At 49.3% G+C, this 12,277-nt stretch carries 10 protein-coding genes; 6 read left to right on the top strand and 4 right to left on the bottom strand.

Annotated elements, in window-relative coordinates:
• Window positions 1-93: 93 nt before the first annotated feature.
• Genes E5331_RS17360 through queG form a run of 5 tightly spaced genes read left to right on the top strand, consistent with a single transcriptional unit; the run spans window position 94 to window position 5,565 of the window.
• Window positions 94-1,875, top strand: coding sequence for a THUMP domain-containing protein (locus tag E5331_RS17360; RefSeq protein WP_123484645.1), 1,782 nt, complete (start codon window positions 94-96; stop codon window positions 1,873-1,875).
• A gap of 20 nt (window positions 1,876-1,895) precedes the next feature.
• Entirely contained in the window at window positions 1,896-2,885 is a 990-nt protein-coding gene (locus E5331_RS17355) for a hypothetical protein (RefSeq protein WP_135986010.1), read from the top strand.
• Window positions 2,886-2,905: 20 nt separating this feature from the next.
• Window positions 2,906-3,913 carry a 4-phosphoerythronate dehydrogenase gene (locus tag E5331_RS17350; protein WP_275441286.1) on the top strand — a complete coding sequence of 336 codons (1,008 nt, stop codon included), beginning with the start codon at window positions 2,906-2,908 and terminating at the stop codon, window positions 3,911-3,913.
• 48 nt (window positions 3,914-3,961) lie between these two features.
• Complete coding sequence (locus E5331_RS17345; protein WP_123484647.1) at window positions 3,962-4,627, top strand: ribonuclease H1 domain-containing protein; 666 nt, start codon at window positions 3,962-3,964, stop codon at window positions 4,625-4,627.
• A 2-nt stretch (window positions 4,628-4,629) separates the two neighbouring features.
• On the top strand, window positions 4,630-5,565 hold the full coding sequence (gene queG / locus E5331_RS17340; RefSeq protein WP_123484648.1) for a tRNA epoxyqueuosine(34) reductase QueG: 936 nt from the start codon (window positions 4,630-4,632) through the stop codon (window positions 5,563-5,565).
• 11 nt (window positions 5,566-5,576) lie between these two features.
• Here the strand turns inward: queG and E5331_RS17335 are convergent, their stop codons facing one another.
• The 4 genes from E5331_RS17335 to E5331_RS17320 form a co-directional block, all read right to left on the bottom strand.
• Complete coding sequence (locus E5331_RS17335; RefSeq protein ID WP_123484649.1) at window positions 5,577-6,554, bottom strand: tetratricopeptide repeat protein; 978 nt, start codon at window positions 6,552-6,554, stop codon at window positions 5,577-5,579.
• A 9-nt stretch (window positions 6,555-6,563) separates the two neighbouring features.
• Complete coding sequence (gene porX, locus E5331_RS17330) at window positions 6,564-8,111, bottom strand: T9SS response regulator signal transducer PorX (RefSeq protein WP_420813848.1); 1,548 nt, start codon at window positions 8,109-8,111, stop codon at window positions 6,564-6,566.
• Between the two features lie 22 nt (window positions 8,112-8,133).
• A complete protein-coding gene (porW, locus tag E5331_RS17325; protein WP_275441285.1) occupies window positions 8,134-11,016 on the bottom strand; it encodes a type IX secretion system periplasmic lipoprotein PorW/SprE in 2,883 nt (960 codons plus the stop codon).
• A gap of 152 nt (window positions 11,017-11,168) precedes the next feature.
• Window positions 11,169-11,519 carry a cupin domain-containing protein gene (locus E5331_RS17320; protein WP_123484650.1) on the bottom strand — a complete coding sequence of 117 codons (351 nt, stop codon included), beginning with the start codon at window positions 11,517-11,519 and terminating at the stop codon, window positions 11,169-11,171.
• 245 nt (window positions 11,520-11,764) lie between these two features.
• On the opposite strand from E5331_RS17320, the gene E5331_RS17315 reads away from it, so the two are divergent.
• Entirely contained in the window at window positions 11,765-12,151 is a 387-nt protein-coding gene (locus E5331_RS17315; protein ID WP_123484651.1) for a winged helix-turn-helix transcriptional regulator, read from the top strand.
• Window positions 12,152-12,277 lie beyond the last annotated feature (126 nt).

Genomic DNA, 12,277 nt, shown 5'->3' with positions numbered 1-12,277 from the left:
ATGCATACACTAAGAAAAAGAAATAACATCAAGACATAACGAGCGGGAAAGCGACAGCGACCCGGTTAACAAACAAGAAGTCAAAATAAAACAATGGAAACCAAATTCCAGATGGTTGCAAAGACCTTTCAGGGTCTTGAAGAGGTGCTCCGTGATGAACTCATAGACTTAGGGGCCGAGAACGTAGAAATCGGTCTTAGGATGGTTACATTCGAGGGAGACAACGAGTTGATGTATCGTGCGAATCTATGCTGCCGCACAGCTTTGAGGATTCTCAAGCCGATAGTGAAGTTTACTGCGGATTCCACTGATGAACTCTACGACAAGGTGCGTGATCTTGACTGGGAGCAGTTCATGACCGTAGATTCCACTTTTGCCATAGACTCTACAGTGAACAGCGCGGAATTCACTCATTCCAAGTTCGTGACATATAGGGTGAAGGATGGCATTGCAGATCATTTCAATGATAAGTATAACCGTCGTCCGTCGATACGGTTGACGGGTGCTGATGTGCAGCTCAATGTCCACATATCCGATAATCGGGTCACAATATCACTTGATTCGAGCGGAGAGCCTCTCTCCAAGCGTGGATATCGTGTGGAGCAGACAGAGGCTCCTATCAATGAGGTGCTTGCCGCCGGCATAATAATGAAGACCGGATGGAGAGGCGACTCCGATTTTGTTGACCCGATGTGTGGTTCCGGCACATTCCTCGTGGAGGCGGCACTCATAGCTGCCAATATCAATCCCGGCATCTATAGAGATAAATTTGCGTTTGAGAAATGGCCGGATTTCAACCAGGAGCTTTTTGAGGAGATATACAACGATGACTCTGCCGAACGTGAGTTTGCCTATAAGATTTATGGCGGCGACATATCGCCGGAGGCTATTGCCATAGCGCGTAAGAATATAAAGTCGGCAGGCGTAGACAATATGGTTGAACTTCAGTGCAAATCTGTGACGGATTGGACTGACAATGCTCCGGAAGGTGTGTTGGTGACAAATCCTCCCTACGGAGAGCGTCTTCGTCCGGAGAATATCAATATGCTCTACAGAAGCATAGGCACCACTCTAAAGACGTATTTCAAGGGCTGGCATGCATGGATTATCGGATATAAGGAGGAGCAGTTTACGGAAATCGGTCTGAAGCCGTCGGTGAAGATTCCTCTTCATAATGGCAGTCTGGAATGTACTCTTCGTGAATACGTGATGTTTGACGGTAAATATTCAGAGTTCCGTTCCGAAGGAGGCAGCATAAGCAATCCCGATGCAAGAAAGGAACAGGGACCGAAGAAGGTGCGTCATATATCTGATGATGACTGGGAGCGTCAGGCCCGTAAATTCAATAGCGGTAAAGGGATGGCAGATGATCGTAAAAAGAAGAAGCCATTCAACCGAGATGATAAGAAACGCAGTTTCGACAGGGATTTCGACAGAGGCTTCAACAATGCTTCCCGCAACCGTTATGACAGGGAGGATGATGAGGATTTCGACAACTTCCGTCCGATGAGGGATGATAATCCGCGTGGTGGACGTCCTTCGTTTGATAATAACCGAGGTGGCGACCGTAAGTTTGACCGAGGCGGCGACCGTAAGTTTGACCGGGGTGGTGACCGTAAGTTTGACCGGGGTGGTGACCGTAAGTCTGACCGGGGTGGTGACCGTAAGTTTGACCGAGGTGGCGACCGCAAGTTTGACCGAGGAGGCGACCGTAAGTTTGACCGAGGCGGCGACCGCGATCGTCAACCGGAGAAAAAAGGGTATAATCCTGCCAATTCAAGAGGTCCGCGACTTCCGGAATCATCAGCGACAGTCATAAATCCGGTCCACATGCGCCAGCGCAAAGGGTGGAAGAAGAATGAGGAAGATGATTGAAAAAGGAAAAAATTAGATAAGTGAGTACTCAATATAGAGGAATAGGAAAGACAGGACTCGTGATTGCTGCCATGGTGATGCTTGCCATGACAGCAATCACATTCATGTTGCGCCCATCCGAACGAATAACCGGAGAGCTTGGTATATGCCTTCCGTCGCCCAACACCTGGAATATTCCCCCCATCTCATCGTGGATGATCAATACGGTGCTTCTGGGCGCGATAGCGGCAGGCGGATTCTTCCTTAACAGGACGCATAACTTCATACGCTCGACACAACCGGTGCTCCCGGCAATGTTCCTTGTGCTTGCTGGCTCAAATCCGTGGCTTAACTACTATCTTTCCTCGTCTACGCTGATCTGTGTGGTCAATCTGTTGGCATTGTCGATACTTTTTGGAGAGTACAAGTCGCATAATGCCACTCAGGCGATGTTTGCCATAGGCACATTCTTTTCCGTTGGGTCAATGTTTCAGTATGCGTTCCTGCCTATGACGGTTGCCTATATCGTGGGTGCCATAATGATGAAGGCATTCCGCATAAAGGAATTCCTGGCATTATGTATGGGACTTGTCGCGCCTTATTGGGTAGGTGTCGGACTTGGTCTGATACATCCGGATTGGTTTACCGTGCCGGAGTTCACAAATCTGTTCAGCGACTTTGCGAAGGCGTCTGAGATAGTGGTGCTTGCTGTCAGCGTCGGGGTTGCAATCTTCTGTGGAGCCCTTCTTGCCCTTAACAACAGCATAAAGCTTTATGCCGGCAATTCGCGTGTCAATGCGCTAAATATGACGATAACGATACTCGGGGTAGTGTGTGTGGTGTGTATATTTGTGGATTTCTCAAATATGCTCGCATATCTTGGCACTCTGTATTTCACTGTGTCGGTGCAGGTAGCTAACCTGTGTGCACTCTGGCGCATGCGTAGGGAATGGATAGCAGTGGCAGTTCCGGCATTTGTGTATGTCATATTTTTCATATTGATGATAGTCAACGGGGGTAGTCCGGGATAAACAATAAAAAGAGACTCTTAATGGATCAAAAAATAAGGATAATAGCGGATGATAAGATTCCATTTTTGAGAGGACGAATGGAATCGGTTGCAGACGTCAGTTATGTTTCACCTGATGCCATCACCCGTGAAATGGTGAAGAATGCAGATGCCCTGATAGTGCGCACCCGCACACGTTGCGGAGCAGAGCTTCTTCAGGGCTCGTCGGTGGGTCTTGTTGCCACCGCTACCATAGGCATGGATCACATAGACCTCGGCTGGTGTCGCGATAATGGCATCGCAGTCAGGAATGCCGCCAGATGCAATGCTCCCGGTGTGGCTCAATACGTATGGTCGGTGTTGCTACGTAACGGCTTTGACCCCAGGAAAGACACTCTCGGAGTGGTGGGTTATGGCAACATCGGCAGTATAGTGGCGGATTGGGGCAACCGGTTGGGATGCCGTGTGCTTGTGTGTGATCCGCCGCGTAAACGTGCGGGCTATTCAGATGTGCGTTATCTCAGCCTGTCGCAGGTCCTGAATGAGGCGGATGCCGTCACTTTCCATACCCCGTTGACCAGAGACTGTGAGGATGCCACTTTCCATCTCGTGGGAAGACGTGAGCTTGACATGCTCAAGAGAGGCGCAATCGTGATAAATGCAGCCCGTGGGGAGGTGGTTGACAATGCGGCATGGAAATTACATCTGAAAGAGGGTAAGACCAAGGCAATAATCGACACTTGGGAGTGGGAGCCAAACATCGATTTGGAATTAATGCGTCTTGCCACAGTTGCCACTCCGCATATAGCCGGATATTCGCTTGAAGGTAAACAACGTGCCACTCGTATGGCAATAGAGGCAGTGGAGGAGTATTTCGGAGTGGAATGTGACAAATCGGGATTGGAGGGTGCGTATTCGGGTGGCGACGGCATAAGCATGGAGCGGATATGTGCATCATATAATCCGTTTGTGGATACAGACAACCTGCGTCGCACTCCGGATGATTTCGAGGGCTTGCGCGGCAGATACGACTATCGCAGGGAGCCATAATGGGATAATGCGTTACCATAGAGGAATAATATTTTAGAGGATATCGTTTTGGCAAAAGATAAGAAATATTATGTGATATTCAAGGGGCATAATCCGGGAGTCTATGACGACTGGGGAGATGCCCGCGACCAGGTGGAGGGATATCCTAATCCGGTGTATAAGGGTTATGGGAGTGCGGCGGAAGCGGCGGAAGCCTATCGTAGGTATTCAAAAAAGGAGGATGCCGGCGACCTCGGCAGATTCCTTGCCGGGGCAAGCAGCCGTGCGCTCCCCAAGCCGGGACAGCCCGACTACATGACTAACCCGGAAGTGGATCTTGATGCCTGGGCGGTAGACGCGTCTTGCCTCGGCAATCCGGGAAAGATGGAATATCAGGGTGTGGAGCTTATGACCGGGCGCACTCTGTTCAGGATAGGTCCTTTTGAGGATGCCACCAACAATATCGGGGAGTTTCTTGCAATCGTACATGCCATGGCATTGATGACGAAGGAGGGACGTTTTCACAATATCTATTCTGATTCTGTGTCGGGTATGGCGTGGGTTAGAAACGGTAAGATAAAGACTCAGCTGAAGACCACCCCCCGCAATGGAAAGGTGTTTGAACTGATGGCACGTGCCGTCACATGGCTCCACACGCATCAATTCCCATGCAAGGTGCTGAAATGGCAGACCGACAGATGGGGTGAGATTCCGGCGGATTTCGGAAGGAAGTAGGGATGGATAGGCTAAAAACGGAAATACGCGAGTCATTTCTATCGGCAGGTGCCGTGGCGGTAGGCTTCGCCCGTTCCGAGCCGGTGAGCGAGGAGGAGAGCGCGAGATATTCAAAATGGATAGAGGAGGGGAAACATGCCGGGATGGAATATATGCGGCGTCATGTTGAGCTTAAACTTGATCCGCGGAATGTGCTTGAGAATGCCGCTACGGTGATAAGCCTTGCATTCAGTTATGCGCCCGAGAGATTCCGGGATGATAGCCTTCCTGTGGTGGCAAGCTATGCCTACGGAGAGGACTATCACGACGTGATAAGACGGCGTCTTTCTCCGCCAGTGGAGCGTCTGCGCAATACGTATGGAGGGGAATGGAGGATATGTGTCGATAGTGCGCCGTTGGCTGAACGGTATTGGGCGTTGCGTAGCGGAATCGGGAGATTGGGCAGAAATGGCTCTGTAATCGTTGATAATTTTGGCAGCTATATTTTCCTTGCCGAAGTGATGACGACGCTTCCTGTGGCTCCGGATGAGCCGACAGAGGCTTTGTGTGCAGGTTGTGGAGCTTGTGTCAGCAGTTGTCCGGTAAAGGCATTGGATGCCGACGGGAGTGTGGATTCAAGAAGATGTCTGAATTATCTCACAATTGAACACCGTGGGGATTGGGCAGGGGATGCTCTCGAAGTGATGCGCAGTGATGCCGGCAAGCATACTCTCTACGGGTGTGACGTCTGCCAGAGGGTGTGTCCGCATAACGTTGGAATCAAGCCTACGGGTATGGAGGAATTTCGTGCCAAAGATGGTATCATGTCGCTTCGTGCGGAGGATGTCGCTGCAATGACACAGGCTGATTTCTCAGCATTTTTCAGGGGATCGGCTATGAAGAGGGCAAAACTTGACGGAATGAGGAGGAATGCGCTGAACGTGCTGAACCGCGAATGATTCGGCTTAGGTCATTCCGATACGTTCATAAGAGCCTCTTCCGCTGCTCCGGCATCCGATATGCCCGCTTCAGCGGCTTTCTCATACCAGTATGCGGCAGGCGGTATGGAATCAGGTATCGCATCGGGGAATATGTCGGCAAGTTCGGCAATTATGAATTGTGCAGCCGGATTACCTGCCAATGCCGCTTTAAGGAAATATGAGGTTGACAGCTGATGGTTGTAGCTTACTCCACGCCCTTTTGAATAAGCATCGCCTAATAGGGCAAGGGCATGAGGGTTTCCTGTGTGTGCGACATTCTCAAACAACCTTACGGCAGTCACTGGCGCGTTACGGGTATAATACTTCAATCCGAGGGACAATGCAGAATCGGGCGGCAGTGTCACCCACTTGCGTCCCATCATTTCAGAGATCTTTATGTCAGCATCCGCTATGCCGTGTAAGGCAGCATCGGAATATAGCTCAAGGGCTTTAATAGTGTCGGGAGATGATGTGAGACCAATGCGCAGCATGTCGGCAAGAAGGGATTGCGCCGGAGGCACACCTGCCGCAGATGCAGCAGAGAGCCATTTGAAAGCCTTTTGATAGTCACGTTCCACCTCTTTCCCCTCGAAATATAGGTAGCCGAGATTATTGGCAGCCGACATATCGCCACCATCCGCAGCTTTTGACAGCCAGAATAGGGCAGAGTCGACATTCCTGTTGACAAACTCTCCCTTAAAATACCTGAACCCAAGATAATTCTGAGCACGGAGATACCCTTTCTGTGCAGCCATACGATATAGGGCGGTGGAGCGTGCGGAATCCACCGGAATTGTGTCGTAGCCAATGTCGTGCATGTATGCGAGGTCATACATTGCCTTTGGGTCGCCGGCAGCCGCCTTCTCGGCTATACGGCACACGGCAGTGTGCCTGTCGTCGGCTCCGTGTGTTGCGGATAGGGCGACAGACATCATCGACACAAGGACTATTGGCATCAATCTGCGCATAATGAGGTATTATTTCGGCGACATTGTGATTATCGGCACAAGCATCTCCTGAAGCGATATCCCGCCATGCTGGAATGTGCCGGTATAATATTGCACGTAATAATTGTAGTTGTTGGGATAGGAGAAGAAGTCTTCGTTGAGTGCGTAGATATACGTGCTGGAGATGTTGGGGGATGGTAGACCGAACTTCTTTGGATCCGCCATCTCATACACCTGCTTGGGATTGTAGTTGAGATTCTTCCCTACCTTGTATCGCAGATTGGTGTTGGTGTTGCGGTCGCCGACCACCTTTATCGGATTGTCCACACGGATTGTGCCGTGGTCGGTGGTCAGTATGACCTTGTAACCGAGCTCGGCGATGCGCCGGAATATGTCGAGCGAAGAGGAATGTCGGAACCATGATTCCGTGAGCGAGCGGTAGGCTGCATCGGAATTTGCAAGCTCGCGGATCATCTTCGACTCGGTTCTGGCGTGGGATAGCATGTCGATAAAGTTGAGTACCACCACGTTGAGCGGCACGTCTTTTATCTGGTTAATCTTGTTGAGGAATTTCTCTCCGGCAGATGAGTCGTTGAGCTTATTGTAGGAGAATTTCTCCTTCCTGCGGAATCTTTCAAGCTGGGTGCGTATAAGTTCGCTCTCATGGATATTGAGTCCTTCATCCTCATCCTCCTCCACCCACAGGTTGGGATACATCTCCTTAATCTTCAACGGCATTAACCCGGCAAATATGGCATTGCGGGCATATTGGGTGGACGTCGGTAGGATTGAGGAATATAGCTCCTCATCCATATCAAACCATTCGGATAGCAGCGGCATCACCACCTTCCATTGGTCAAGACGGAAATTATCGATTATGAACAGGCATACCTTCTCACCCTTGTCGAGGAGAGGGAAGACCTTGCGTTTGAATATCTCATGGCTCATCATAGGATGATCGTCAGACTGCAACCATCCCTGATATTCTCTCTTCACAAACTTGCAAAAATTGCTGTTGGCATCACGCTTCTGCATCAACAGCAACTGTGCAAGGGCAGTGTCGGTATCGGCAAGTTTCAGTTCCCAATACACGAGCTGACGGTACACTTCCATCCAATTCTCGATGGAATCCGCCATATTGATGAGAGAGGATATTTTCTGAAATTCCTGCTGATAGTCGGAAGAGGTCTGGGCGGCTACAAGTTCGTTGCTGTGAAGATTCTTCTTTATTGATAGCAGAATCTGGTTGGGATTAACCGGTTTGATGAGATAGTCGGCAATCTGGTTCCCGATAGCCTGGTTCATGAGGTTCTCCTCTTCAGATTTTGTGATCATGATTACCGGAATTTCGGGATGAGTCTGATTAATTTTGGAGAGGGTCTCAAGCCCGGAGAGCCCGGGCATATTCTCGTCAAGCAGAATCAGGTCAAACCTCTCGTGCATCAGCATGTCGAGCGCGTCCCGTCCGTTAGAGGCGGTGGCTACGTCATATCCTTTTGCTTTAAGAAACATTATATGCGGCTTCAGCAGATCGATTTCATCGTCAGCCCAGAGAATTTTATCCATAATTACATTCAGTTTTTCGTGTTGTATGAGAAATTTAAAAGTCTTCCTGCGGATCATCCTCTTCCTGCGGATTTTCATCCTCTTGCAGTAGGGTCTCATCCTGCGGGTCGTCGTTTTGGGGGAGTATATCCTCTTCCGCCTTTAAGGCATCGTTGTTCTCGCGTGAGCGGAAGTATTCTTCGAAAGAACGTCCTTCACGGAGCAGAAGTTCAAAATTCGGTTTGGAGATCATGACGGGTCGCACCTCCTCGGGGAGCCGGAATCCGGATTTTGCCATCACGCTCCGGTAGTGCTCGAGAGCGGCGAGGTTCTTGAATCCTTTCACCACAATCAGACCTATGTCGGAGAACCGCATCGGTTCGAGATCAAAGTCTTTCACCACGAAAGATGAGAAATTGAAACGCGCCACGTCATACAGCAGTTGATTTGCGTTAACGGAGTCGGTGGGGAATGCAAGCACAAGATAGTGCGGATCGTCAGGATTGAAATCAAAATTGGCAGGCGTGCCGTTTTCTCCAAGTTCAGAGCCGGGGTCGGAGAGTCTTGTCTCCCAGAGCATACCTCTTGAATTTGACAATCCGGCATGAGGCTTGCGTCCTTCGTTCAGCCCCTTCAATATGCCTGACGCCATATCCGTCATGTCGGTGTCCGGCCATTTCTGAAGGAGTTCCGTAAGGCGGTCCTTGAATTTGGTGTTGTCACCCTCCGTTAGATATGACAGCGCGTCGATGAACACGAATTTGGGCAGGATAGGGGATAAGGGATAGTCTTTCTCCATTCTTGCGGTCATCTCGTGCACTTCACTGTTGTCGTTGTCAAGATAAGCCTTGTATGCTGAGCTGTACATCTCCTCCTGAATGTCGTGCATACGCCGCAAGTTGTCGAAATAATCCGGATTACGCATCGCTTGTCCGTAAGGGCTATCCGGAAAATCCTCCAATATCTTTCTTCTCCAGGATTCGGCGAGACTTTGGTTATTCTCCCTGACAGCCATAAGATACATATTGTAGTAAACGTCAAGACGATAGATATTGTCGGGATAACGGCTGTCAAGCCTCTCAAATTCCTTTCGTGCGGCATTGAAATCTTCAAGTTTATCCTTCAGTATCACCCCCATGTTGTATAATCCCTCCATCACTATGTCGTTGGCGTTCTGTATCTCTTCCGGAGAGGATGGGATCTGTTTCAGATAATACTCCACATTGTGAGGGTCGTCAGCTTTGAGCTGATCGTTGTCGGATTCTGCACCGATAGAATCGGTTGGCAAAGATGAAAGGTCGTCTGATAGCTCCTCATCAGGTTTTGTCTCCTCGTCGTCGAAAGAGAAACTTGCCTTGTTGCGTCGCCGCCAGTTGTCTTCAAGTTTACGTGCGCCCCATCTTCTCTGGAACTCGGTTTTTCCGGCATTCTTGGTCATGTTGTTGTAGAAATACCATGATTTGTCGGTGTTCATGGAGATATTGGGTGTGGCAGGGGCTTTATTGTCAATGGGATTGTTGTTACCCTCCTGTTGCGCGAGATACTCCTCTCGCTGGGCATTCTCCTTCTCCTCCTTCTCCCTCTTTATCAGTTCGTCGATTATTCTCTGACATACCGCCACCTGCTCGTCGTGGGTCATTGCGGCGAGAGTGAGCAGGGAATCCTGCAGATGCACGTTGCCGGAATATACGGCAAGTTCGTCAAGCACATCGCTTCTCAGGGCGAGGGTTTTCCGGTCGGGAAAGTTATCGGGTATCAGAGGTAGGGCTTCCGAATAGCATGGCTGTGCTTTCTCATATTCTCTTTCATCGAAGTATATTCCGCCGAGGGCAATCTGGGCGAGAGCCTTGTCTATTCCGTTGCGCGTGGATTTCTCTACGGCAGTGATGTAGTTCTTCTTTGCCTCTGTTGTGTCCTTGCGTGAGAGATACAGGTTGCCTATGGCATAATAAATCTGGTCGAGATACTCCTTGTTGCGTTCGTATCTTGCCATTGCACGTAGAGAATTTACTTCACCGCGTATGTTGTTGCCGGAATATACCTCACTCTGCTTTATTCGGGCATTGAACTTTGTGCGGTGGGGAGTGGCGGCACCGGCGCCGGCTTTCTTGAAAGCTTCGTAAGCCTGGGGTCGTCTGTCGAGCGCGGCATATATCTGCCCGAGCAGAAACCAGAGCCTGTTTTTTTGTGCTCCGGAAGCCGACATGGCTGCCTCACGCAGACAAGGGACTGCCTCCTCATATCGGTCGGTGCGTATCAGATAGTCAGCCTTCACGAGATTATAGAGATGACGAAGCTGTTTGTTGGTAAGATCTTTCTCTTTTACGGGATGCAAGGCATTCTCCGCCTCGTAGGTCCAGTCGAGTGCGCAATAGCATCGTGCCTGCCAAAGCCTTGCCTCAGTCACAACGTCTGGCAGCCATGAGAAATGTTTGGCAGTGTATAGGAATGTGGTGGCGGCACCGAGAAAATCACCGTCAAGATATTGAGCCTTGCCAAGCATAAGCCAGGCGTTGTGGAGGAAAGGGTTAAATTCACCGCGTTCACGGAAAGCCTTCTCTTTGGGCGATGAGGAGCGTTTTCTGGGTTTCTTTGATATGGAGTGCAATTGTATTGCCTTCTGCATCTTCTCGATGGTGCGTTTGAAATCACCTGAAGGTTGTGGCATTTTGGAGTCGGCGCGAGCTTCAGCGGGATGGGTGAGGAGTAGGCGGGAATAGTCGTCCTCATATTTATCCTCCATCTCCTTTAGAGTCTCCTTATAATGTTCTGAGCCGTTGAAATAGACGTTATAACGAGTTGTGAACGCCTGCCAGTTGCGCGAAGCGGGAGTATTTTTCTTCGTGCTGCAAGACGGCAACATGCACACTATCACCGCCGCGGTCAGCAGACGACGGAAAAAAGAAGTATAACGGGATTTTACACAGAATGCACTCACAAACAATAAACGCAACCATAAAATTCTTATTGTTGTCAAATTGAGTTCATCCTCTACAAATGAGATCTGAAAACAGGATTACAGACTATAAAAACTGAGCCGGTACTGTGTGGGAAAGTACAGGCTCAGTTTATATGATGATTTATCAATCGTCAGATTACGGCATCTGTCATGGTGAATCCTTCAAGAGAACCTTCCTTCACCTGAATGCAGATGTAGGATATGTCCTCGTTATCAGATGCAGCAAGCTGACGTTTCACTTCCGGCGCCACGCGTAACCAATCGCCGGCTTTAAGTTGCACATTCTCACCATCGAGCGTCATCACGCCGCTCCCGGATAGGATGGCATATATCTCCTCATTCTGCTTATGGGAATGAACGAAAGGCACCTGTGCACCTGCGGGAAGGGAATTTACGGAAACTTCCGCACCGGTCAGACCAAGTGCGTCATGGAGTTCTACACGTGCGTCGGAGGGTAAGTTGATTTTTGAATAATTGCTCATGATTGTGTCTTGATTTGTAATTACTAAATTTTTCTGCCGCAAAATTATAATGACAAGAATTACTATGCAATAAGGTACAGAAATGTGGATTGGTTACGTCGAGGTTAGTAATGCTAATTATCAATCTTTTTTAATATTAATATTTTATGAATTTTAACATAGCGCAACTTGTGAGCTGCAAGTCGGATTAGGAGTATAGGATATTTATTATTATTTTTGTAGTCGGATATAAACCTTAAGCCAATATGACGAACCCTGTATTCATTAGAGACTTGACTTCACCGGAATGCCCGATACGCAATGTGCTTGCCCGCATTGCCGACAAATGGTCGTTGCTTGTGCTCTACACACTGTCGCAGCAAAACGATCCCATGCGCTTCAAGGCACTGCAGCGTGCCATTCCGGATATATCGCAGAAGATGCTCACGTCTACACTCCGGACGCTTGAACAGGATGGCTTCATCGTCAGAAAGGCATACGCAGAGGTCCCACCAAGAGTGGAGTATCAGTCTACGGAACGTGCAGCGTCATTGATGCCTCATCTGAATGCCCTTTTTGGTTGGGCTATAGACCACATGCAATCCATCCTCCGTGACCGGGAGGTATATACGGCGAAAGGTAATGAATCTTAAAAAAAATCTCCGTGGTCTCCGCTCTAGGTGGTTTAATTTAACGAGCGGTATCTGTGGAGGATTCAACTGCGGAGAGCTATTAGTTTTGCATTCGCAAAGAAAATACTATCTTTGTAGATACAAATA

The sequence above is a fragment of the Lepagella muris genome (assembly GCF_004793975.1).
GTDB lineage: Bacteria > Bacteroidota > Bacteroidia > Bacteroidales > Muribaculaceae > Lepagella > Lepagella muris.
This window is presented reverse-complemented; position numbering and strand designations above follow the sequence as displayed.